Origin of the sequence: Bartonella heixiaziensis (assembly GCF_046245125.2) — a bacterium.
Taxonomy (GTDB): Bacteria; Pseudomonadota; Alphaproteobacteria; order Rhizobiales; family Rhizobiaceae; genus Bartonella; species Bartonella heixiaziensis.
The window spans coordinates 1,789,523-1,812,770 of sequence record NZ_CP176404.1 but is presented as its reverse complement, the minus strand read 5'-3'; the positions used below and the strand labels follow the sequence as shown (position 1 = coordinate 1,812,770).

The following is a 23,248-nucleotide window of genomic DNA, read 5'->3' as shown; positions in this document are numbered from 1 at the left end:
TTATTATAATATGTTATCTATAATAGATATCCCTGAAAACTATTATTATCCATAAATATAGACATTTAAGTTTGATATATGTTTTAAAATTACTAATTTCAGAGATATCTGAAGGCTATTCTCTATAAATTAGAACCAACGCTTATTAGCTTTCTGTGCAAAGCTCCAAATAACACCTGTTGGGCCTCCTATTTGGAAGCCTTGTGCATTCATGTGAGAAGTAAAATCATTAACGTTATATGTATTTCCATAAAAAGGTCTTGAGTTGTGTGAATCACAAAAAGAATTACTTGTAGCTACATGACCGAATGTATTGAATGAATCGAACATATCAATCCTACGGACTTAATTATTTTGATATGTAAAACTTAATTTTAAAAAATAGTAATAAAAATATGTATAAATAAAAAATACGTTATATTTATTTCTTAATAAGAAAATTGTAAATTTAATAAATGATATTTTTTGTTTATAATACTATAAATATGACATTGATTATAATTTTCTTTTAATAAAATTAATAAAATCAAATAGGCAATGCTGAAAAAATGGTATTTTTTCTTATTTCAGAAAGATTACAAAGAAATATATTCATACTATCGTTGAATTCAGTTTTGTTGTCTTTGTTTGCACACACGCAGTGGGTGATCTTTTTGTTTTTTAGGCGATTGTTGACCATATTTTACCTTTCCAGCCTTTATGTTACGGCTTGGTCCTTATGATTGCTATCCATGCTGTTTAGTGCGGCTCTTGGTACTTGCTTTCATAGGCATTTTAGGGGTTTATTTGGTTCATCGATTTACACAAGAATTTGGGTGCTGTATTGATATCCATGTTTTAAGCCTCTCTTTGCCTACTTTGCTCATTTGGTAAGTGTGTGGGGAACTGTTTATGTGGATTGGAGAGGTTGATACAATTCATGTTTTTTAAACGGGAACTCTTACTACAATTATGCGGATTTTTGCGCGCGTGTGTAACGCATCTTTATTGTTCTTATCATTTTGCCTTTATAAATGGGTTCTTTTTTGTGGCACTTTTGGTGAAGTCGTGTTCAGACAGGGCGCGTTCCGAATAAAGCGGAGCCAATGCGAAGGACATTAGAGCCAAATTGAAGAGCTGTTTTAAAGTCATTAGACATGCCCATTGAAAGTTTTGGAAGGCCCGCTTTTTTTGCTAGTTTTGCTAACAGTGCGAAATAGGGACCGGGATTCTCTTGTACGGGGGGAATTGCCATAAGACCGATGATATCAAGTCCATAGTGATTTTTGCACTGGTCGACAAAAGGGATCACTTCTTGTGGTGCGATACCACTTTTTTGCGGTTCTAGCCCAATGTTGACTTGAATATAGCAGGGGAGATGTTTTTTTTGTTTTTGCATTTCTTCTGCCAAACTTTTGGCTATTTTTTCGCGGTCAATGGTTTGGATGACATCAAAAAGTTTCACTGCTTCTGCTGTTTTATTCGATTGTAGAGGACCGATGAGGTGAAGTTCAATGGCTGCAAATTGCTGACGTAGATTAGGCCATTTCTCAGCAGCTTCTTGCACACGGTTTTCTGCGAAAAGACGTTGTCCAGCTTGTAAAAGGGGGCGTATGTTATCTGTAGAGACCGTTTTTGAAACAGCGATAAGTTCGACCTCTCTCAAGGGGCGATTGTAGTTTTGACATGTTTCAGCAATGTCTTTTTGAAGGTTTTTCCACGCTTCGACGCAATATGCTTCAACACAAGGGGTATGAGGGGAAGGGACATCAGGCGAGGTATTGACTGTATTCATCTTTTTGTACTTTCTATTTTTATTCAGCTATTGGGCAATTGTTTGTCAGAGTTTTGTAAAATACTTCGTAAAATATTTATTGAAAATATTGACGATGGAGTTAATTCGTGGTCAAGCATAAAACAAGTTTTTAGTTCAATTTTATAAAGAGTATCATAGAAATGACGATTGAACGTTATAATTTAGGTGAACGCTATAATCCACGTGCCCGCGAGAAAAAATGGCAAGAAATTTGGGATGAAAAGAAACTTTTTCAGACCGTTCAAGAAGATTGCCGTGAAAAATACTATGTTTTAGAAATGTTTCCTTACCCTTCTGGGCGCATTCACATGGGGCATGTGCGCAATTATGCCATGGGAGATGTCGTTGCCCGCTATAAACGTGCTAAGGGGTTTAATGTGTTGCATCCTATGGGGTGGGATGCTTTTGGGATGCCGGCGGAAAATGCTGCTATGCAAAATAAAGTGCACCCCAAAACGTGGACTTATCAGAATATTGCTGTGATGCGCGGGCAATTAAAGCAATTAGGGCTCTCTCTAGATTGGGCGCGTGAATTTGCGACTTGTGATGTGGATTATTACCATCGTCAACAAATGTTGTTTCTTGATTTCTATCAGAAGGGCTTGGTTACGCGTAAAGTGGCTAAGGTGAATTGGGATCCTGTTGACCACACCGTTTTGGCAAATGAGCAGGTTGTTGATGGGCGGGGATGGCGTTCTGGTGCGTTGGTAGAACAGCGTGAATTGACGCAGTGGTTTTTTAAAATTAGTGATTTTAGTGAAGATCTGTTGGCAGGGCTGGAAGAGCTGGAGCAGTGGCCGGAAAAAGTCCGCACGATGCAAAAGAATTGGATTGGGAAGTCACAAGGTTTGCTGATTCGTTGGGCTTTAACGACGGAAGAGGGGGCTGATGCGGTTTGTGAGGCGTTTGATGAGGTTGTCTGTTATTCAACGCGTCCTGATACTCTTTTTGGTGCTTCTTTTTTAGCATTGTCTTTTGATCATCCCATTGCACAAGCTCTTGCACAAAAAGACAAAGCGCTCAGCACTTTTATCGAAGAGTGTCGGTATGGTGGGACGACAACCGTAGCGCTTGAAACAGCTGAAAAACAAGGATTTCGTACGCCGCTTTTGGCTGTTCATCCTTTTGATTCAACGGTGCATATTCCCGTTTATATCGCCAATTTTGTGCTCATGGATTATGGAACGGGGGCTGTTTTTGGTTGTCCTGCGCATGATCAGAGGGATTTGGATTTTGCACGTAAATATGATCTTGGCGTGCAGCCGGTGGTTTTACCAAAAGGGGTTGAGAGAGAAAATTTTGTGATTTCTGAAACGGCTTATACTGGTGATGGCGTGATGATCAATTCCAGCTTTTTGGATGGTTTGACACCACAACAAGCTTTTGAAGTGGCAGCCAAAAGGCTTGAAGGGCAAATGCTTGGAGGGCAGCCTCAGGGGCAAAAAACAGTACAATTTCGATTGCGCGATTGGGGGATTTCGCGGCAACGTTATTGGGGATGTCCGATTCCAATGATCCATTGTACCTCTTGCGGAGTGGTTCCAGTGCCGCGCGCCGATTTGCCGGTTGTGTTGCCTGATGATGTGACTTTTGATCAACCTGGCAATCCACTTGAGCGTCATGAAACATGGAAAAAAGTTGCTTGTCCTGTTTGTGGTCAGCCTGCTAAACGTGAAACTGATACCATGGATACATTTGTTGACTCCTCTTGGTATTATGCCCGTTTTACTGCACCTTTTGCACAAGAACCTGTCGACAAACAAGCGATCTGTGAATGGTTGCCTGTGCAACAATATATTGGTGGAATTGAACATGCCATTCTTCATCTTCTCTATGCACGCTTTTTTATGCGTGCCATGAAACTGATCGGACATGTGACTGTTGATGAGCCTTTTAAGGGGCTTTTTACCCAAGGTATGGTGGTTCATGAAACATATCGGGATGAACAGGGGTGGGTTTCACCAGCGGATATTTCAATTGTTGAAAAGGATGGAAAACGACAGGCTTACAAGTTGACTGATCAAAGTGAAGTCATGATTGGTTCGATTGAAAAAATGTCGAAATCCAAAAAGAATGTTGTTGATCCTGATGATATTATCGCATCCTATGGGGCGGATACTGTGCGCTGGTTTGTGTTGTCGGATTCTCCTCCTGATCGGGATGTTATCTGGACGGAATCTGGTGTTGAAGGAGCACATCGCTTCGTGCAGCGCGTTTGGCGCTGTGTGGCTTTGGGTGCTCCAGTGTTAAGGGACGTGGCGCCTTGTGCTGGGCATCAGGGTGTAGCTTTGGAACTTTCAAAAGCAGCTCATCGCACACTTTGTGCGGTGGAAGATGATTTGGAAAAATTTGCCTTTAATCGAGCAATTGCACGCCTTTATGAATTCTTGAATATCATGGCGCCTTTACTAAATAATGTAGGGAATGTTGAAGATGAGATGAAGGCGTCTTTGCGCCAAGCTATGGACTTTTTTCTTGCGATGATTGCACCTATTATGCCTCATTTAGCGGAAGAATGCCATGCTGCTTTAGGGGAAAAATCTCTTGTTTCTGAGCTTCCTTGGCCCGTTTATGACCCCGCGTTAACTGTTGAAGAGTGCTACACTTTACCGGTACAGATTAATGGTAGAAAGCGCGGTGAGGTGACTGTTGCTGCAACCGCTGATGATGCAATGATTGAAGAAGCTGTGTTGGCTCTTGATTTTGTAAAGGCGCAGTTGGCTGGAAAATCGGTGAAAAAAATGATTATTGTTCCAAAAAGGATTGTGAATGTCGTTGTTTAGAAAATTTATTTTTGTAGGCTTAGCGAGTTTTCTCACGCTTTTGTGTGGATGCAGAATTGAACCGCTTTATCAGCAGGTATCGCAGAATTCGATAACAATAGGTTCTGTGGATTCTGTTTTTGGTGATTCGTCTCCAAAACCAAAATCTTTGAGTCTTTCCGAAAAACTAGCCTCCATTGTCGTTGCGGAACCTTCAGATCGTTTTGGTCAAATGGTACGCAATCATTTGTTGTTTCTTCTTTATGGGAACGGGCGCAAACCTTCTACTCCAGCTTATCAATTGGCATTGAAAACATCCACGTTTACAAGGGAATCTGTACAGATAGAGGTGGATTTTGAGAGAAAGAGAGAGGGGAGACCTTCGGTTGGAACTGTGATGGGTAAAGTTTCCTATGTTTTGCAAGATATGAAAGGTGTTCTTATTGCTGAAAGCACAGTAAGTATGAGCGCATCTTTTGAACGGCTTCGCCAAGAATATGCGACGATGCAAGCTGAGGAAGATGCGCAAAAGCGTGTGGCTGAGGAGCTGGCTGAACAGATTTTATTGTTGCTTTCAAAAAATCTTTCAAATCATTAAGCGATATTTTGTCCGGTTTTTTGCCAATCACTTGAGAAGATTTGCAAGCCTTTATCGGTTAAGGGATGTTTGACCAGCGCTTTTAAGATTGCTGGTGGAACAGTTGCAACGTCCGCACCGCTTAGGGCTGCTTCTTTGACATGATTAACGGTGCGGATTGAGGCGGCTAAAATTTGTGTTGCAAAGTTGTAGTTATCATAAATTGTGCGAATTTCGTGAAGTAATTCCACACCATCACTTGCACAATCATCGAGCCTGCCAATAAAAGGTGAAACAAATGTTGCACCTGCTTTGGCGGCAAGTAAGGCTTGATTGGCAGAAAAACAGAGTGTGAGATTTGTTTTTAATCCTTGTGCTGTAAGAGCTTTACAGGCTTTTAATCCATCGAGCGTTAAGGGAAGCTTGATGCAAATATTATCGGCAATTTTTGCTAAAACAGCCGCTTCTTTCATCATGTTTTCAAACTGAGTTGCTGTAACTTCGGCAGAAACAGGCCCATCGATGAGGGTGCAGATTTCTTTTGTCACCTCAAGAATATTACGTCCTGATTTTAGAATAAGGGAGGGGTTGGTGGTGACACCATCAACGAGGCTTAGATTTTGTAATTCTCTTATTTCTTCAATATTGGCGCTGTCCACAAAAAACTTCATGCCAAATCTCCTTGTCTTTAAACCCTTATTCAAAACCTCAGATGTTTCATCCTATTTTTAGTTATGCGCTATTGTTTATGGTAAAAGCAAGAGGGAGAATTACACTCTATTATAGGATAAGCCACGACATAAATTTGGCAAGAGAGCACAATCTGGGAGGGGGGTGTTTATATTGTGAGCATTTAAGGCATCCTTATTTTTGCATCAAACTCCATTTTTATGAAGAGTGATGTGAGCTTTTTGTTTGTTTTCCTATGGGGAGTGGTGTGTGAAAACGCTTATTGCGGAAAAGGTGTTTTCGATAAGGAGAGAATAATAAATCAGGCAAATGATTTTCTGCAATGCTATTACAAAACAAGCGGTGCGAATACTAAATGCGTGCACACTGATTGTATAAAAGGACTCGTGTAAAGTTACTATAGAAAATGATGGAACATGTAAGGGAGGAATAGTTGCTCTTTTGGTGCTTCTTTTTGCTGTGTATGCTTATCCTTATTGGCTTTCATCCATCTGCTATGGGGGAGACGTGACTCTTTTTTTGTGGTTTAGTGATGGTTGGTGCATTGGTAAGGTGTTGTTGGAGGGTTGGAATGGTAAGTCTCGCAAAGGATTCTTCAGCAACAGATGTTAAAAGATAAGCCAGATGTTGTTTGTATAAGAGGTTCGTATAAAATTTGAGACAAAAGATGAAGTCATATGTGACAAAAAACGCGAGAGAAGGGGATGTGAGAGAGGGAAAGATTGTTTCAGTCTTGGTACCTCTGCCTGTTGCTCAGGCTTATAGTTATGAGATGCCGTCTGCTATGGAGTGTGAGGTTGGATCTTTTGTTCGTGTTCCGGTAATGGGGCGCCAAGTTTGTGGTGTTGTGGTGGATGTTGGAGAGCAAACAACACAAGATGGGCAAATGGCTGCTTCTGTGGCGCGTAAAAAACTCCGTTCTCTCCTGCATGTTTTTGATTGTCCGCCGCTAAAGGCTGAGATGATCACGTTTTTGCGTTTTGTGAGCCGCTATACGATGGCGCCTTTTGGTCTTGTTGCACGATTGGTTTTGGGTGTACCAGCTGCTTTAGAACCTGAAGCACCAATGCTGGGTTTGCGGTATTGTGGAGGAGAAGTGGAGCGTCTCACACCAGCACGATTGCGGGTTTTGGAGTTGGTGCGCGATGGTGCGATTTGGACACGTTCTGGTCTTGCACATGCGGCAGGAACTTCTGTTTCCGTTGTTGAAGGGTTGAAAGCATTGGGAGTTTTTGAAGATGTTATGGTGCCAGCACCTGCTCTTGTGGGGATTCCTAATCCTGATTTTTGTCGTCCTCAATTGGAGGGGGCGCAGAATGAAGCAGCGCATCTTTTGCGAGAGGGTGTTTTGTCTTCTCAGTTTCAAGTTTTTTTGCTTGATGGTGTCACTGGATCAGGAAAGACGGAAGTGTATTTTGAAGCGGTTGCTCAAGCGCTGACCTGTGGTAAGCAGGTTTTGATTTTATTGCCGGAAATTGCTTTAACACAACAATTCTTAGATCGTTTTTATGCACGTTTTGGAGCAGCAGCAGCGGAATGGCATTCAGATTTAGCACCGCGTCGTCGGGAGCGTGTGTGGCGGCAAGTTGCGGAAGGGCGGGTGCAGGTGGTTGCGGGAGCACGTTCAGCGCTTTTTCTCCCCTTTCCAGAGCTTGGCTTAATCGTTGTCGATGAAGAACATGATGGTGCTTATAAACAGGAGGAGCGCATTTTTTATCATGCACGTGATATGGCGGTTGCACGGGGTTCTTTTGAGCATTTTCCTGTTATTTTATCTTCAGCAACACCGTCGATTGAAAGTCAGGCAAATGTCTTGGCAGGGCGTTATCAGCGGGTAAATTTGCCATCGCGTTTTAAAGCAGCAGCACTTCCGCAATTGCAGGTGGTTGATATGCGTCAGGGCGGTGTGCAAAAGGGGCGTTTTATTTCTTCTGCTCTTGAGCATGCTTTGACACAAACTCTCGAGAAAGGTGAACAGGCACTCCTTTTTCTCAATCGACGTGGTTATGCCCCTTTAACATTGTGCCGCGTTTGTGGACATCGTTTTCATTGTACGGACTGCTCAAGTTGGCTGGTGGAGCATCGCTCGCAAGGACAGCTCAAATGCCATCATTGTGGTTATCATCAGCCGCTTCCAGAAGCGTGCCCTGAATGTGGCACTTTAGATCATCTCGTCGCTTGTGGACCGGGTGTGGAAAGAATTGCTGAAGAAACACGGGGGCTTTTTCCACAGGCGCGGTTGTTGATTTTGTCAACCGATCTCAAAGGTGGGATTGGTCAGTTACGACGTGAATTAGAAGCTGTTGCGAATGGTGATGTTGACATTATTATTGGGACGCAGCTCGTCGCTAAGGGGCACCATTTTCCTGGGCTTTCCTTGGTTGGAGTGATTGATGCTGATCTTGGTCTTGCCAATGGTGATTTACGTGCAGCTGAACGCACCTTTCAACTTTTGTCTCAAGTGACAGGGCGGGCAGGGCGTATGGGATTGAAAAGTTTAGGATTATTGCAAACCTATCAACCTGATCATCCAGTGATACAGGCTTTGCTTTCGCAACAATGTGAGGATTTTTATACACACGAAATTGCCATGCGGCAGCAGCATCATTTGCCGCCTTATGGACGGCTTGCTGCTTTGATTGTGTCTTCAGAAAAACGTCAAATTGCGGAACAGTATGCGCGTGCATTACGCCAAACGGCACCAAGGGAGAAAAATGTCTCGGTCATGGGACCGGCAGAGGCGCCGCTGGCTCTTGTGCGGGGGCGTTATCGTTTTCGGCTTTTGCTCCAAGGACAACGTTCTTTTGATATGCAAGGGTTTATTCGTGCCATGCTTGCAAATGCACCCAAAATGCCTGCTGCTGTTCGGGTCCAAATTGATATTGATCCGCAAAGTTTTCTCTGAAGACAAAGAGGTATAATATGGGGGTTCATTTGCCAAAAAGATGCTTTTAAAAAGAGTCTGTGGGAATATTCTCTTGTTGGTGATGCCCTCTTAAAAGAGGGGCAACTTTAAGCAAAAAGCCAATTTTAAGCAAAAAGATTGGTTGCTTATTTTTTAAGGAAACGTCCGTTTTTATTGCTTGCTTATAAGTTTAAAGCGGTGCATTCTCTGTTTTAAGTCTGGGAGTGTCTTTGGGTGGAAGAGCATTTTAGGAAAAATGTCCTGTTTTAAGACTAAAGGAGATCATATTGCCTCTCGTTTCAGTTCTCTTGTGGAACAGATAAGAAAAGAGACTTGAAAAAACTACCAGAGGGTGCCAAAAAGAGATATAGAAAAACGGATGGTTCTCTGAAAAATCGTTTTCAAAATTATTTTGAATATTTTATTTAAAAATTTTCAGAAAGCGTCGATTTGTGGTGTTGCGAGTCGTTTATGTCTATGCTAGAAACCGGAAAGTTTTTTGTTCTGGGTTTTAAGAATAAGAAAGAGATTCTTAAAATTTGGAATGTCTGATCCATTTCATCTGATAACTATCAGAGAGTCGCTCAAGGGAAAGAGGCGGTATTTCGTGTCGGATTCATTTTCTCTTCTACCGCTGCCATTGGTAGATCAACGCTATGCGCAAGCGCTTTTTGATTTTGTTCAAGAAGCAGGGGCTGTTGAGAATGTTGAAAAGGCAGTGGCATCTTTTTTGGTTGTCTTAGATCAAAATGAAGATTTAAAGCGCTTTGTGGAGAGCCCATTTTTTTCAGCTAAAGAGCAGATTAAAGTGATGCGGTCTGTTTGTGAGCGCATCAAGTTTGTTGATGAAGGTGCTGGTCAGATTATTGGCAATTTTTTGCGTGTTATTGCGCTAAACCGTAGGCTTTCTGCCTTATCTGGCATTTTACATGCTTTTCAGCGCCGTGTTTCTCTTTCTCGTGGGCAAGTTTCGGCGCAGATTGTTTCTGCTTGTCCGTTGAGTTCTCAACAAGAACAAGAGTTGCGTAAGGCTTTGGAAAGTGTCGTTGGAGGAAAAGTTTTGCTACATATGTGTGTTGATCCAACAATTCTTGGTGGACTGATTGTTCGTGTGGGGTCATCTCAGATTGATACGTCGCTGGTGACGAAATTATCTTCGCTTAAGCTTGCATTGAAAAAAGAGGTCAGCTGATGGATATTAGACCGTCTGAAATTTCAAAAATTCTAAAAGAACAAATCAGGGACTTTGACCAAAAGGCTGAAGTTTCAGAAATTGGTTGGGTTCTCTCTGTAGGCGATGGTATCGCCCGCGTTTATGGTTTGGATAATGTCCAAGCGGGGGAAATGGTTTCCTTTTCAAATGGCGTGCATGGTATGGCTTTGAATTTGGAAATCGATAATGTCGGGGTTGTGATATTTGGATCAGATCGTGATATTCGTGAAGGTGATACTGTTAAACGGTTAGGTGCTATCGTCGATGTTCCTGTTGGACCAGCTTTGCTCGGACGGGTTGTCGATGCACTCGGAAACCCTATAGATGGCAAGGGGCCCATTAAAGCAACAGAGCGTCGTCGTGTTGATGTCAAGGCTCCTGGGATTATTCCGCGTCAGTCAGTGCATGAGCCAATGTCGACGGGATTGAAAGCCATTGATGCACTCATTCCCATTGGACGTGGACAGCGTGAGTTGGTGATCGGTGATCGTCAAACAGGAAAAACAGCGATTTTGCTTGATACATTTTTAAATCAAAAGCCTTTCCATGAAAAAGGTGCTGGAAAAGACCAAGACAAAGTGTATTGTATTTATGTCGCTATTGGTCAAAAACGTTCGACAGTTGCACAGTTCGTTAAAGTTTTAGAAGAGCGTGGAGCTCTTGAATATTCGATTATCGTAGCAGCTACGGCTTCCGATCCTGCTCCTATGCAATTTATCGCACCTCTTGCTGGTTGTGCAATGGGGGAATATTTCCGTGATAATGGACAACATGCTTTGATTGGTTATGATGATCTTTCAAAACAGGCTGTTGCGTATCGTCAAATGTCTCTTTTGCTTCGTCGCCCTCCCGGTCGTGAAGCTTACCCTGGTGATGTGTTTTATTTGCACTCGCGTCTTTTAGAGCGGGCTGCAAAGTTAAATGCTGAAAATGGTTCTGGGTCTTTGACCGCTTTGCCTGTTATTGAGACACAGGCGAATGACGTTTCTGCTTATATTCCTACAAACGTGATTTCTATCACAGATGGGCAGATTTTTCTCGAAACAAATTTGTTTTATCAGGGAATTCGTCCTGCTGTAAATGTTGGTCTTTCTGTGTCACGTGTTGGTTCTGCTGCGCAAATTAAGGCAATGAAGCAAGTTGCGGGTTCGATCAAGGGTGAGTTGGCACAATATCGAGAAATGGCAGCTTTTGCGCAGTTTGGTTCAGATTTGGATGCATCAACCCAACGTCTTTTGAACCGTGGTGCACGTTTGACTGAGCTTTTGAAACAGCCGCAATTTTCTCCACTTAAAACGGAAGAACAGGTTGTTGTTATCTTTGCTGGTGTGAATGGTTATCTTGATGCATTGGCTGTTTCTGATGTCGGTCGTTTCGAGCAGGGACTTTTAACACTTCTCCGTAATGACCATCAAGATCTTTTACAGGCAATTGCTAACCAAAAGCAGATAACTGATGAGATTAAGGATAAGTTGGTTACTGTTCTTAAGTCTTACGCGAAAATTTTTTCGTGATAAATTGATGGAATGTTCAAATGGCGTCATTGAAGGATCTTAGAGACCGTATCGCCTCGGTTAAGGCAACACAGAAAATTACCAAAGCCATGCAAATGGTTGCGGCGGCAAGGTTGCACCGTGCGCAAGAGGCGGCTGAGTCTGGACGTCCTTACGCGCAACGGATGGCAGCTATTTTAGCCAATGTTGCTACTGATGTTGATGGGATTGATGCTCCTCCTCTTATGCGCGGTACGGGGCGAGATGATGTGCATCTTTTGGTGGTTTGTACGGCTGAACGTGGATTGTGTGGTGCTTTTAATGTGCAAATTGCGCGTCGTGCACGCGAACAGATTAAAGCACTGCTTGCTGCTGGTAAAATCGTTAAAATTTTGACTGTGGGTAAAAAGGGAGCGGATATTTTATCGCGCGATTATAAAGCTTTGATGATTGATCACATTGATTTGCATTCTGTAAAACGGGTTGGTTTTGCAGAGGCGGCAATGATTAGCCAGCGGATCATTGATTTATTCGATAAAGGGGTGTTTGATGTGTGTACGCTGTTTTACTCTGAATTCGTTTCAGTGATTAATCAGCGTCCAGTGGCTTTTGGCTTAATTCCAATGTTTTCTCTCAAAGGAGCTGTTGGGGCAGGAGATGTCGTTGGAAAAACAGATAAAAGCGGAGATCAACAGTCGACTGTTTATGATTATGAGCCTGATGCAGCTTCTCTTTTGGATGTGCTGGTGCCGCGCAATCTTTCTGTGCAAATCTTTCGAGCTTTGCTTGAAAATGTTGCCGGTGAAATGGGTGCGAAGATGACTGCTATGGACAATGCATCGCGCAATGCGGGTGAAATGATTAATAAATTGACGGTGGCTTATAATCGTCAACGTCAGGCACAGATCACGACAGAATTGATCGAAATTATTGCGGGCGCTGAAGCGCTTTAAATTGAAAAGGTAAGGATTGATGGTAAAAGCAGTGACGTCAAGCAAAGGAGCAGAAAAAGTTGAGAAAAAGAAAACGGCTGCTCGTTCAAGCGTGAAAAAAGCCACCTCGAAATCTCAAGCTAGCATAAAGGATTCCTCTAGTCCTGTGCGGTCGTCTTCTAAAGATGCGCGTGCAAAAGGGGCGGTGGGTGTGATCAAACAAGTTATTGGTGCTGTTGTTGATGTACAGTTTGAGGGTGTATTGCCAAATATTCTTAATGCATTAGAAACAGATAATCTAGGCAATAGACTGGTTTTAGAAGTTGCTCAGCATTTGGGTGAAAATACTGTGCGTACGATTGCCATGGATACTACAGATGGGTTGGCACGTGGCCAAAAGGTTTTTGATACAGGGACACAAATCAGTGTGCCCGTTGGAGAAGCAACGCTTGGTCGTATTATGAATGTGATTGGAGAACCGGTTGACAATGTTGGACCCATCGCTACGACCAAAACGCGCTCTATTCACCAAGATGCCCCTCAGTATGTTGAACAATCAACGGCGTCAGAAATTCTTGTTACTGGTATTAAAGTCGTTGATTTGTTAGCGCCTTATTCTAAAGGTGGTAAAGTTGGTTTGTTTGGTGGTGCTGGTGTTGGTAAAACTGTTCTCATTATGGAACTCATCAACAATATTGCGAAGGCCCATGGAGGATATTCGGTTTTTGCTGGTGTGGGAGAACGTACACGTGAAGGAAATGATCTCTATTATGAAATGATCGAAAGCCGTGTTAATGTGAATCCAAAAGAGAATAATGGTTCAGCGGAAGGATCAAAATGTGCGCTCGTTTATGGGCAAATGAATGAGCCACCAGGAGCGCGTGCTCGTGTGGCTCTTTCCGGATTGACTATTGCGGAAAGTTTCCGTGATGAAGGTCAAGATGTTCTTTTCTTCGTGGATAATATTTTCCGTTTTACGCAAGCTGGTGCTGAAGTGTCAGCGCTTTTAGGACGTATCCCTTCTGCTGTGGGCTATCAACCAACTTTGGCAACAGATATGGGGGCTTTGCAAGAGCGTATTACCAGTACGAAAACAGGGTCTATTACCTCTGTGCAGGCTATTTATGTGCCGGCTGATGACTTGACTGACCCAGCACCTGCAACATCTTTTGCCCATTTGGATGCAACAACGGTTCTTTCTCGTTCAATTGCTGAAAAAGGTATTTATCCAGCGGTTGATCCGCTCGATTCTTTTTCACGTATGTTAGATCCACTGATTGTAGGTGAAGAGCATTATTCTGTTGCAAATCAGGTTCAAACCATTTTGCAACGGTATAGATCACTCCAAGATATTATTGCTATTCTTGGAATGGATGAACTTTCTGAAGATGATAAATTGTTGGTAGGGCGGGCGCGTAAAATTGAACGTTTCCTTTCGCAACCTTTCCATGTGGCTGAAGCCTTTACTGGCTCGCCTGGAAAACTCGTGCCTTTAGAAGACACAATAAAAGGGTTTAAAGGTCTTTGCGCTGGTGATTATGATGATCTTCCAGAAGCGGCTTTTTATATGGTTGGTTCGATCGATGAAGCCATTGAGAAAGGAAAGCGTCTTCTTGCAGAAGCTTCTTCATAAGAAGAAATCTGTAATGGATACTTGTTGTAGAGAGACAAGCGGTTCTTTGGGGGCGCTTCATGGAGGTCACTTTGGAAAACAATAGAGTAGAGCGTTTTTTGTTTGAGCTTGTGTCGCCTGAGAAACTTGTTTTTTCAGAACAAGTGATGTCCGTTGTTCTTCCTTCCGCTTCAGGTGCTTTAACAGTTATGGCCAATCATGCTCCGTTATTAGCAAGCATTGTATTGGGAAGCGTTCGCGTTCTTACCTCTTCGGGTGAAAAATTGTTTGCTGTTTGTGGAGGTGTTGCTGATATTACCTCTTCGGGTTGTTCTCTTTTGGCAGAGCGCGTTGTTGCTGTTGAACATCTTTCTTTTGATGATTTGGAACAGAAGATTTTGCAAGTTCGAGCAACTTTAGAAGATGATACCAATGATGGGACAAGTCATAAAGTAGAAGACTTCTTTCATCAGCTTACAACTGTTGGTAGTGTACTGATGGAGGAATAGCCAATTATGCAGGAAAAGGTGACGTGAGCAGCAGAAAAAGTACTGTTATGTCTGCTAAAAGGATGAGAAAGCCTTTTCCCAATCCGGGTGTCGTTTTCGCGGGGCCTTTACCAAAGTGTTTTGTTTATATTTTAGCCTCTTTTGTTTTGCAATGGGCTTATGGCTTAGGGGCGAATATTGTCCAGTCTAATATTATTTATCTTACTGGCGACTTCCACGCGACCTTGATTGAAACCACATGGTTGGTTGCTGCCTATATGGCGCCAAATGTCAGCGTTGCGATTATGTTGATCAAGATTCGCTATCAGTTTGGGCTTCGTGCTTTTGCTGAATTATCAATTCTTAGTTTCGTTTTGGTTTGCGTTTTACAACTTTTTGTGACGGATTTACGTTCTGCGCTGATTATTCGCTTTTTTGCTGGCATTGCTGCGGCACCGTTGGCGTCCTTAGCACTGCTTTATATGATGGAGGCTTTTGCACCAGCAAAAAAGTTTACTATTGCTCTTAGTTTGAACTATATGAATGCGGCTTTAGCAGTTCCGCTCTCACGTTTGATTTCACCTGATTTATTAGAAAACGGTGGATTTTCTAGTCTTTCAGCGTTGGAAATGGGCTTGGTTCTTATCAGTTTGGGATGTATCTATGCTCTTCCTCTTACCCCTGTTGTACGCAACAAGGTTATTCAGAAGTTAGATTGGCTGAGTTATGGTTTGATTGCATTTGGTCTTGGACTCAATGCAGTGATTATGTCTGTTGGTCGGTTATATTGGTGGTATGAAGCACCGTGGATTGGTTGGGGACTTGCGCTTGCTGTTTTTTCTTTGGTCATAGCGACGATTATTGAGCTTAATAGAAAAAAACCATTGATTGATTTACGCTGGCTTTTCAGTAAGGAAATGGTACAATCTGTTCTTATTTTATTAGTCTTTCACGTTTTTTTATTAGAGCGGTCAACTTTAGCCGCAGAGTTTTTTAATCTTTTTGGTTTGTTAAATCGTGAGATGGCGCCTATGTATCTTGCGATTGTATTTGGTACCCTTTTGGGGGGTGGTGTTTGTGTCTTTTTTTTACGCTCTGGTCGTGAGGATTATTTTTATCTTTTATCTTTAAGCTGTTTGGCATTGGGAGCTTATTTAGACAGTCATGTAAACCAGTATACACTTCCGAAAGATATGATGTTGAGTCAAGGATTGATCAGCTTTAGTTATGCGCTTTTTTTACCTCCTGCTCTTTCCAAGGGGTTTGTGATAGCCAATAAGCGAGGACCAAGTTATGTTTTAAGTTTTATTGCTGTTTTTCTGCTCACCCAAGTCACTGGGGGATTAATGGGAGCAGCTTTTTTTGGTAGTCTGCAGCTTTTTTTCGCCCATAAGAATTTTGAGTCCTTAACGCAAAATATTGTTGGTACTGATCCCCTTATTTCAGGTGAGATGAATACTTTGTTTTCGCCCTCTTATGGTGTTTTTGTTCCCCATACTTTGGGGGATGAAAAAGGTGTTTCTAGATTGCTTGAGGATTTTAAGTTAACGGCAAATATTTTTGCTTACGATGATGTTTTTCGGCTTTATTTTTATATTGCAACAGTTGTCTTTGCTATTTTTCTTGCCAAAATTTTTTTTAATTCATGCTCTTTTGCTTCCTGCAAAAAGCAGAGCAATGTTAATGAAGGGGAGTGCAAAAAATGATAAAAGCATTACGATCAAAAGCGACAATTATTGCATTCTTCTCAGGTGTTATGGGTGTTTTGCTTATTTTATGGGCTTGGAAACTTCCCCCTTTTGTAAGTACAATTCAAATAACCGATAATGCTTCCGTTAAGGGCAATGTTACCTTGGTGAGTTCACAGATCTCTGGTGTGGTTTCGCGGATTTATGTTCAAGACTATCAACGTGTTGAACAGGGAATGCTGTTATTTGAACTTGATGATTCCCTCTTTCGCCAACAGCTTGCACGGGCGCAGGCTGTTTTGGATTCAAAAAATGCAAAACTTGCAAGCATTGGGTTACAGGCTCAGCTTTTACAAGGAGAAATTAATACAGCAGAAGCCGAATTGACGCGGTCAAAAGCATTCTCCAATATTCTTCCTGAACACAAAAAGTTAAGCTTTGTTGATACTTCAAGTTCAGTTTCTCGTCCTCTTTCGCAGTTATTGGAAGCACTTGAAACAAAACGCCAATTGCAAAAACAATTGGACCTTGAACGGCAAAGTTTACAGTCAGAGGTTGCTGGAGCAAAAGTTGGCGTTGAATTGGCTAAACTTAATCTGAAACACACCAAGATTGTATCCCCTAAAACGGGACATGTTGGATTGATTGGTGCGAGAGTGGGGCAATATGTTGTGCCTGGTACGCAATTGGTGTCTGTCATTTCTGATGACATTTGGATTATTGCCAATTATAAAGAAACACAACTTTCTCAAATGAAGGTTGGGCAACCTGTTATTTTTTCTGTTGATGCGTTGAACAATCAAAAATTAACGGGGCGTGTGGTTCGTTTTGCACCTGCGACAGGTTCAGAATTTTCATTGTTAAAAACGGATACTGCAATCGGTAATTTCATCAAAATTGCACAACGTATTTCAGTTCGTATTGCTTTAGATCCTGGACAGCTAGGTGCTGAGAAACTCATTCCTGGTATGTCTGTGGTCACCTATGTAGATACTTCACAACGAGCTTTGGGAGATTAAGGTCTTGGATTTTTTGAGTTTGGTTTCTATATCCTTTTATACTAAGTGGGCGTTTACCTTAGAAGATTTGTTTTGGTTTTTTATGCTTGAGCTTTTTAAATTCTTAAAATTCGAATTGCATAAAAATAATCCTGATGTTCTGTACGTCGTTTTTTCCGGTATGTAGAAAAATGCCCACTTTGAGGTGGGCATTGAAAGGTTTTACTGTTGGTCGTATTTTTAATTTTTACGTACCAGTAAGAAGCTAGCTAAAGCTAATCCTGCGGCCAATGCTATGGTTGTTTTAGGGTTTTCTTTTGCCTTTTTCTTTAATTGTGCAGCATGCTCGTTGAGGTGGCAAAGCGCATGACGACCTTTTTGTTTCCATGTGTCAAGCATATCAGACATGTACTCAACACTGCTGTTATCAGAATACCAACGGTTTACAGGGACGAGTTCATTTTTTAATTGTGCAATACGTTTTTTAATTTTAGCATTTTTGCTGTGGCTTGAAAATAGGCCCATGGGTTTCCTCCTTCATGTTTTGTACTGTTTTACGACAATTAGAATTGTGTTTGGGGTTTTGGTATAACGACTTGAAAATTGAAAGGTTGCATAGCATTGGCTGCTTATAAACAGATGTGAGAAGTCAAAAATTTTGGTGAGATAAGGTCATTTTCTTTAATCGCTTTTTAAAAATATACTCTTTTAAAAATTGTACTCTGGTGAGCGTTGTCATAAGGATGATTTATAGATGCCAAGTTTTGCAAATTTGAGGATTTGATGAGTATGGCGTATTCTTTATCTAAACCTTTAGAGCGTCGCCGGTCTGTTGCTGTTGCGGTGGGTGATGTGGTGGTTGGTGGCAATAACCCGATTGTTGTTCAGTCAATGACCAATACTGATACTGCCGATGTTGATGCAACCGTTGCACAAATTGCTGCTCTTTGGCAGGCTGGTTCGCAATTGGTTCGGATTACCGTTGATCGTGATGAAGCTGCTGCTGCTGTGCCCAAAATATGGGAGCGATTGGAGCGGTTGGGTTTTTCTGTACCATTGGTGGGAGATTTTCACTATATTGGACACAAGCTTTTATCAGAACATCCTGCATGTGCTGAGGCGCTTGCAAAATATCGAATCAATCCTGGAAATGTTGGTTTTGGAGCAAAAAAGGATCGCCAATTTGCGGAAATTATCGAGATTGCTTGCCGATATCGTAAACCTATTCGAATTGGTGTGAATTGGGGCTCCCTTGATAATGTATTGTTAACACGGCTTATGGATGAAAATGCACAGCAAGAAAATCCTTTACCTGTTGCTGAGGTCATGCGGGAAGCTGTTGTTCAGTCGGCTCTGCATTCAGCTGTTTTAGCTGAAGAGATGGGATTGGGGCGTGATAAAATCATTCTTTCTGCTAAAGTAAGTGATGTTCAAGATCTTATTGCTGTCTACACTACCCTAGCAGCGCGTTGTGATTACGCACTCCACTTAGGATTGACAGAAGCAGGGATGGGAACAAAGGGCGTTGTTGCTTCTTCTGTGGCTTTGGGAATTTTGTTACAGCAAGGCATTGGGGATACCATCCGTATTTCCTTAACACCTGAGCCTGGCGGAGATCGGACACGGGAAGTCAAAGTTGCTCAAGAGCTTTTGCAAGTGATGGGGTTTCGGCAATTTCTTCCTGTGGTTGCGGCTTGTCCTGGGTGTGGGCGCACAACCTCGACAGTGTTTCAACAATTGGCACAAAAAATTGAAGCGGATTTATACAAAAATATGCCCGTGTGGCGTAAAAAATACCCTGGTGTTGAAAGTTTGAAGGTTGCGGTGATGGGCTGTATCGTTAATGGACCGGGCGAGTCAAAACACGCTGATATTGGAATTTCATTGCCTGGAATGGGCGAAAGTCCAGCGGCTCCTGTTTTTATTGAGGGGCAGAAGGTGAAAACTTTGCGCGGCAATCATATAGCAGAAGAATTTGAAGCTCTCTTAAGTGACTATATTCATACCCGCTTTGGACAAAGTTGAAGCAATTCGTTAAAGAGGGCTTAAACAAAAAAACTTTGTTTTCCTGTTTTATGTTTTGCTGTTTGTAAAGACGATGAATTATTAATTTTTGCGTGTTGCACTAAAGCGGGCAGCTTGTTGGAGCGGTTTCGCTTTGGTACCAAACGGATGTAAAAGCGATTCTGCTTTTGCAATCAGTTCGTCTCGTTTTTTTTGTGTTTCTTCGATGCCATAAAGATGAACAAAAGTGGCTTTGTGTGCCGTTTCATCTTTACCGGCAGTTTTTCCTAAAGTTTCGGTGCTGGCGGTGACATCAAGTAGGTCATCCGTCAATTGAAAAGCAAGTCCGATATTTGTGCCAAAATCAGCAAGATTTTGGGTCAGTGTTTTGGGAGCATTGCCGATAATTGCTCCTGCTTGACAAGCAAAGCTTATAAGAGCGGCTGTTTTCATACGTTGGAGAGTTACGATGCTGCTGCTGCACTCTTGCGGCTTCTTTTCCGCTTCAAGGTCGAGCATTTGTCCGCCTAACATACCGCCAAGTCCTGCCGATTGTGCAAGAGCTTTTATGAGGTTGATTCTGGTTTCAAAGGAGAGTGCGAGAGCTTTATGGGCAATGATTTCGAAGGCGAAGGTCAAGAGAGCATTTCCTGCCAGAATTGCTGTAGCTTCATCAAAGGCTATGTGGACCGTTGGTTTTCCGCGTCGTAGTGTATCGTTATCCATAGAAGGCAGATCATCATGAATGAGCGAATAACAATGGACACATTCCAAAGCACATGCGATATCAAGAGCGTGTTTAGCAGGGACATCAAAAAGGGCAGCGCTTTCTATAACAAGAAAAGGACGCAGACGCTTACCACCATTCAGCACACCGTAGCGCATGGCTTTGATGAGGATTTCAGGGCGAGCAATTTCACCATTTTGGACTTGATCATTTAACAGTGTGTCAAGCCGTCTTTCAACGGTACGGGCATGTTTTGCAAGAAGAGTGCTGAATTCGTGCATTCTTGCTTCCTTTATTTTTTTGCAAAAAGGGAATCCTAGAATTTAGAGAATAGAAGCTACAATCTTATCTTATTATAGGCAGTTTGCGTGGGTTTTCATCTCTGTTTTTTTTAAACAAATTGCTTTTTAGTGCTTCTCCATACTGTATGCGGGAGCCGTGTTAAAACCAAATAAAAATTTAATGAAAGGGTCATTAAAAGGTTTTTATGAGTGTATAAACTGTCGATTATTTATAATAATTCTATTATTTTTGATAATAGTATTGTCGTTTTGACATTGCCTCTTCTTTGTTATCGGTGTATAAAGCCATCAAATTTTATGATTTTTGATACAGGCTTTGTCGTTTTGACATTGCCTCTTCTTTTTTAGTGGATTTGGAGTGTCTCTTTATGGCTGTACCTAAACGAAAAACTTCTCCGTCGAAACGGGGTATGCGCCGTTCGGCTGATGCCTTGAAGGCGCCGACTTATATTGAGGATAAAAATTCTGGTGAGCTGCGTCGTCCTCATCATATCGATTTGAAAACTGGAATGTATCGCGGACGTACAGTTTTAGTGGTTAAAGATTGAGATTTTTCTCTTTTCTACTAGGGGTAAAGTTCATTTTATTCAGAGAATAAGTGAGAGCCTAGGTTGGGTGTGCTTTTCTGTGATCATGATTTGCCGTAAAATACTGTTGTTTAGGGCGGCGATATAAGGAACATATGAAAACTTCTCATATTAAGTGTTGTTAGAGAGAGTGGTAAGTGTTCAGGCTAGGGTTTATCCATAGAGCCTGTGAACTGAATCGCATGATGGGTTGCACTCAAACTCATTTCACGGTGGCTCTGTGAAGAATATAATGATAAATCCATTCGGAACCACACCATCTTTATGCTTATAAAGGTGCAAACCAGCGCTATTTACTTTTTGCCAGCTTCCAATGTTATTATGGCCTTTGCATTGAGATGATTCATAAGAGGCATTTTAGGCCTTTCTTCTCGTGGTTTTCTCAACATGCCAATCCCGCTTGTGATATACAAGCGAATGATTTTGAATTGATTCAATGTAAGCAGGTTTGAAATGAGAGAATCTTACGATATTAGGGTCTCTCATTCAACAGACAAAACAGTGAGTTATCCTTATAAATCAACGCGTTGTAGCAGTAGAAACTAGCTTGAGAAAAGCCAGATTGTTTACAGATTGGCACTTGGGTGGAGTTTTCGTCTTTTGAGATGTGGGAGGTAAGTCAACCTTCCTAAGAGAGGATATTGAGGCACAAAGTTTTCTGGTTGTGCGGAGTGTTTTCTTGGAGCTTTCTTGTTATCTTGACAGATAATTGGTAAGATTTTTTCCGTGCTTTGTGTTGAGTGTACTGTGTGAGGAGGTAAGAAGAGTTCTCTTTTTCTTCTGTTCCTTGTTTTAGAAAAACGATTGATAACAGCAATTTTACGTGCCATTCTGTTAAGAGCAGCAGTATAAAGTTGGCATTCGGAATAAGATTGTTCAGGCTGTAGATTCGAGCGAAAAAGATCACGTACCACTCGATATTAATCAAAATAAATTTAGCAAATAGGCTTAGCAAATAAACCTAGCTAATAAGATTGGTAACGGAATCATTTGTCTCAAGCTTATCTTTAAGGGCGTATCCGATAAAGAGGGAAAGGGAAGAATCAAAGATTAATTTATCCTAGGATATGAGAGTTGCATATTTCATCTCACTCATATCATATTCCGCTAAAATAGAGCGTTGTTATAGGGAAGTTTGACAGATTTTGTTTCAAATATTCTTCTGTCTCTGAAGGTTTCTTCATAAAAATAAAACCAGCTTTTTGCTGATTTTATTTTTATTATCAAAATCTTACTGTTTATTATACAGCATAGACAGCTTCGCTCTCTACATCTGCTTTTTCTCTTTCGGTTTTAAATTCGCGCTTTGGTTTATCCGAGAGATGCATTTCTATAAGATTAATAGCTTCTGTTTCAGAAAGACTATTAATAACAGCAATTTCACGTGCCATCCTGTCAAGAGCAGCAGTATAAAGTTGGCGTTCGGAATAAGATTGTTCAGGCTGTAGATTCGAGCGAAAAAGATCACGTACCACTTCAGCAATACACATAAGATCTCCTGAATTGATCTTAGCATCATATTCTTGAGCGCGGCGTGACCACATGGTCCGTTTAACCCGTGCTTTTCCGTGCAAGACTTTTAATGCGCGTTCAACAGAATCAACAGCGGATAATTTGCGCATTCCAACAGAAATGGCTTTTGCAATAGGCACTTTAACATCCATTTTATCTTTAGCAAAATGAATGACAAAAAGTTTTAATTTATGTCCTGCCACTTCTTGATCTTCAATCGCTATAATCTGCCCCACCCCATGGGTTGGGTAGACGATATATTCAGAGGTTGAAAACCCTTTAACATTGGAGGACGTTCCATGTTGGGATGCCATATTTTAATTTACTCCCTTTATGACCAACAAATGTACCGGAAAACAGACTAAAAGCCTGAACGTTGAGTGTTCTTTGACCAAGTATATTACATCAATTTAATGAGCATAAAAGTTAAGTACTTTTAAATCCAAGAAAAAACACCTTACTCTACAATAAGAGAGTAAAGAAAAATACTTAGAAAGATGATCATGTTAAAATAACATTAACATCAAAATTCAAAAGAATCAATCATTTCACTCAGGAATTTTTATTTTTACAAGAGAATGCTCTCAATTGTTGAAGACGCACGATGTGCATGACTCGTTATTATTCACCACTTCCTGGATTTTCTGAAAAATACTTTTCTAATTTATTCACAACGCCATCCATTTCTTTTGCTTGAGGAAGCGGGTCTTTCCGAGTAGTTAAGTTAGGCCATTTGGTTGCATAATGCAGATTGAGTTCTAGCCATTTTTCTAGCCCCGGCTCTGTGTCAGGTTTAATGGCTTCTGCTGGACATTCTGGTTCACAAACACCACAATCGATACATTCATCGGGATGAATGACAAGCATATTTTCACCTTCATAAAAACAATCAACAGGGCAAACTTCAACGCAATCAGTATATTTGCAATGAATGCAGTTGTCAGTTACTACATAGGCCAAGAT

18 protein-coding genes and 1 pseudogene are annotated in these 23,248 nt (G+C 41.6%); 12 read left to right on the top strand and 7 right to left on the bottom strand.

All coding sequences use genetic code 11. The features are described from left to right. Positions 1–1,051 precede the first annotated feature (1,051 nt). Positions 1,052–1,774 carry a YggS family pyridoxal phosphate-dependent enzyme gene (locus tag ACKC4Y_RS07940; RefSeq protein ID WP_409361195.1) on the bottom strand — a complete coding sequence of 241 codons (723 nt, stop codon included), beginning with the start codon at positions 1,772–1,774 and terminating at the stop codon, positions 1,052–1,054. 161 nt (positions 1,775–1,935) lie between these two features. Here ACKC4Y_RS07940 and leuS point away from each other — a divergent pair, with 161 nt between their 5' ends. Together leuS and lptE are read left to right on the top strand one after the other, a co-directional pair. Then, entirely contained in the window at positions 1,936–4,578 is a 2,643-nt protein-coding gene (gene leuS / locus ACKC4Y_RS07935) for a leucine--tRNA ligase (RefSeq protein WP_409361194.1), read from the top strand. Next, a complete protein-coding gene (gene lptE, locus ACKC4Y_RS07930) occupies positions 4,565–5,155 on the top strand; it encodes an LPS assembly lipoprotein LptE (RefSeq protein WP_409361193.1) in 591 nt (196 codons plus the stop codon). The genes leuS and lptE overlap by 14 nt, the downstream gene beginning before the upstream one ends. Here the strand turns inward: lptE and fsa are convergent. Further along, positions 5,152–5,805, bottom strand: a complete 654-nt coding sequence (fsa, locus tag ACKC4Y_RS07925) for a fructose-6-phosphate aldolase (RefSeq protein WP_409361192.1) — start codon at positions 5,803–5,805, stop codon at positions 5,152–5,154. The two genes, lptE and fsa, sit on opposite strands and share 4 nt — an antisense overlap. Before the next feature lie 686 nt (positions 5,806–6,491). On the opposite strand from fsa, the gene ACKC4Y_RS07920 reads away from it, so the two are divergent. From ACKC4Y_RS07920 to ACKC4Y_RS07885, 8 genes are all read left to right on the top strand, one after another. Continuing rightward, positions 6,492–8,729 (top strand): primosomal protein N', encoded by a 2,238-nt coding sequence (locus ACKC4Y_RS07920; protein ID WP_409361191.1) that lies wholly within the window; start codon positions 6,492–6,494, stop codon positions 8,727–8,729. 607 nt (positions 8,730–9,336) lie between these two features. Beyond that, positions 9,337–9,921 carry a F0F1 ATP synthase subunit delta gene (locus tag ACKC4Y_RS07915; RefSeq protein WP_409361190.1) on the top strand — a complete coding sequence of 195 codons (585 nt, stop codon included), beginning with the start codon at positions 9,337–9,339 and terminating at the stop codon, positions 9,919–9,921. Further along, complete coding sequence (gene atpA, locus ACKC4Y_RS07910) at positions 9,921–11,456, top strand: F0F1 ATP synthase subunit alpha (protein ID WP_409361189.1); 1,536 nt, start codon at positions 9,921–9,923, stop codon at positions 11,454–11,456. The genes ACKC4Y_RS07915 and atpA overlap by 1 nt, the downstream gene beginning before the upstream one ends. A 20-nt stretch (positions 11,457–11,476) precedes the next feature. Continuing rightward, complete coding sequence (locus tag ACKC4Y_RS07905; protein WP_409361188.1) at positions 11,477–12,388, top strand: F0F1 ATP synthase subunit gamma; 912 nt, start codon at positions 11,477–11,479, stop codon at positions 12,386–12,388. A 19-nt stretch (positions 12,389–12,407) separates the two neighbouring features. Continuing rightward, entirely contained in the window at positions 12,408–14,000 is a 1,593-nt protein-coding gene (gene atpD / locus ACKC4Y_RS07900; protein ID WP_409361187.1) for a F0F1 ATP synthase subunit beta, read from the top strand. Between the two features lie 71 nt (positions 14,001–14,071). Continuing rightward, the gene (locus tag ACKC4Y_RS07895) at positions 14,072–14,488 is read left to right on the top strand and encodes a F0F1 ATP synthase subunit epsilon (protein WP_409362173.1); all 417 of its coding nucleotides are present in this window, start codon (positions 14,072–14,074) and stop codon (positions 14,486–14,488) included. Between the two features lie 23 nt (positions 14,489–14,511). After that, positions 14,512–16,173: an MFS transporter gene (locus tag ACKC4Y_RS07890; protein ID WP_409361186.1), complete on the top strand. Its 1,662-nt coding sequence runs from the start codon at positions 14,512–14,514 to the stop codon at positions 16,171–16,173. Further along, positions 16,170–17,174: an HlyD family secretion protein gene (locus ACKC4Y_RS07885; RefSeq protein WP_409361185.1), complete on the top strand. Its 1,005-nt coding sequence runs from the start codon at positions 16,170–16,172 to the stop codon at positions 17,172–17,174. Before ACKC4Y_RS07890 ends, ACKC4Y_RS07885 begins: the two co-directional genes overlap by 4 nt. Before the next feature lie 219 nt (positions 17,175–17,393). On the opposite strand, the gene ACKC4Y_RS07880 is transcribed toward ACKC4Y_RS07885, so the two are convergent. After that, entirely contained in the window at positions 17,394–17,678 is a 285-nt protein-coding gene (locus ACKC4Y_RS07880; RefSeq protein ID WP_409361184.1) for a hypothetical protein, read from the bottom strand. A gap of 258 nt (positions 17,679–17,936) precedes the next feature. Here ACKC4Y_RS07880 and ispG point away from each other — a divergent pair, with 258 nt between their 5' ends. Next, a complete protein-coding gene (gene ispG, locus ACKC4Y_RS07875) occupies positions 17,937–19,178 on the top strand; it encodes a flavodoxin-dependent (E)-4-hydroxy-3-methylbut-2-enyl-diphosphate synthase (protein ID WP_409361183.1) in 1,242 nt (413 codons plus the stop codon). An 81-nt stretch (positions 19,179–19,259) separates the two neighbouring features. Here the strand turns inward: ispG and ACKC4Y_RS07870 are convergent, their stop codons facing one another. Then, a complete protein-coding gene (locus ACKC4Y_RS07870; RefSeq protein WP_409361182.1) occupies positions 19,260–20,165 on the bottom strand; it encodes a polyprenyl synthetase family protein in 906 nt (301 codons plus the stop codon). Between the two features lie 389 nt (positions 20,166–20,554). Between ACKC4Y_RS07870 and rpmF the strand changes: the two genes are divergently transcribed. After that, a complete protein-coding gene (gene rpmF / locus ACKC4Y_RS07865; RefSeq protein WP_409361181.1) occupies positions 20,555–20,734 on the top strand; it encodes a 50S ribosomal protein L32 in 180 nt (59 codons plus the stop codon). 827 nt (positions 20,735–21,561) lie between these two features. Here the strand turns inward: rpmF and ACKC4Y_RS07860 are convergent. The 3 genes and pseudogenes from ACKC4Y_RS07860 to fdxA all read right to left on the bottom strand — a co-directional run. Beyond that, positions 21,562–21,687, bottom strand: a pseudogene (locus tag ACKC4Y_RS07860) (CarD family transcriptional regulator); the annotation flags it as partial. Between the two features lie 327 nt (positions 21,688–22,014). Next, the gene (locus ACKC4Y_RS07855) at positions 22,015–22,599 is read right to left on the bottom strand and encodes a CarD family transcriptional regulator (protein WP_409361180.1); all 585 of its coding nucleotides are present in this window, start codon (positions 22,597–22,599) and stop codon (positions 22,015–22,017) included. A gap of 307 nt (positions 22,600–22,906) precedes the next feature. After that, complete coding sequence (fdxA, locus tag ACKC4Y_RS07850) at positions 22,907–23,245, bottom strand: ferredoxin FdxA (RefSeq protein WP_317993907.1); 339 nt, start codon at positions 23,243–23,245, stop codon at positions 22,907–22,909. Positions 23,246–23,248: the final 3 nt, after the last annotated feature.

Coding starts and splice junctions, on each gene's coding strand:
- ACKC4Y_RS07940 (WP_409361195.1), bottom strand. CDS start 1,774: ATGAATACAGTCAATACCTCGCCTGATGTCCCTTCCCCTCATACCCCT.
- leuS (WP_409361194.1), top strand. CDS start 1,936: ATGACGATTGAACGTTATAATTTAGGTGAACGCTATAATCCACGTGCC.
- lptE (WP_409361193.1), top strand. CDS start 4,565: ATGTCGTTGTTTAGAAAATTTATTTTTGTAGGCTTAGCGAGTTTTCTC.
- fsa (WP_409361192.1), bottom strand. CDS start 5,805: ATGAAGTTTTTTGTGGACAGCGCCAATATTGAAGAAATAAGAGAATTA.
- ACKC4Y_RS07920 (WP_409361191.1), top strand. CDS start 6,492: ATGAAGTCATATGTGACAAAAAACGCGAGAGAAGGGGATGTGAGAGAG.
- atpA (WP_409361189.1), top strand. CDS start 9,921: ATGGATATTAGACCGTCTGAAATTTCAAAAATTCTAAAAGAACAAATC.
- ACKC4Y_RS07905 (WP_409361188.1), top strand. CDS start 11,477: ATGGCGTCATTGAAGGATCTTAGAGACCGTATCGCCTCGGTTAAGGCA.
- atpD (WP_409361187.1), top strand. CDS start 12,408: ATGGTAAAAGCAGTGACGTCAAGCAAAGGAGCAGAAAAAGTTGAGAAA.
- ACKC4Y_RS07885 (WP_409361185.1), top strand. CDS start 16,170: ATGATAAAAGCATTACGATCAAAAGCGACAATTATTGCATTCTTCTCA.
- ACKC4Y_RS07880 (WP_409361184.1), bottom strand. CDS start 17,678: ATGGGCCTATTTTCAAGCCACAGCAAAAATGCTAAAATTAAAAAACGT.
- ispG (WP_409361183.1), top strand. CDS start 17,937: ATGAGTATGGCGTATTCTTTATCTAAACCTTTAGAGCGTCGCCGGTCT.
- ACKC4Y_RS07870 (WP_409361182.1), bottom strand. CDS start 20,165: ATGCACGAATTCAGCACTCTTCTTGCAAAACATGCCCGTACCGTTGAA.
- rpmF (WP_409361181.1), top strand. CDS start 20,555: ATGGCTGTACCTAAACGAAAAACTTCTCCGTCGAAACGGGGTATGCGC.
- ACKC4Y_RS07855 (WP_409361180.1), bottom strand. CDS start 22,599: ATGGCATCCCAACATGGAACGTCCTCCAATGTTAAAGGGTTTTCAACC.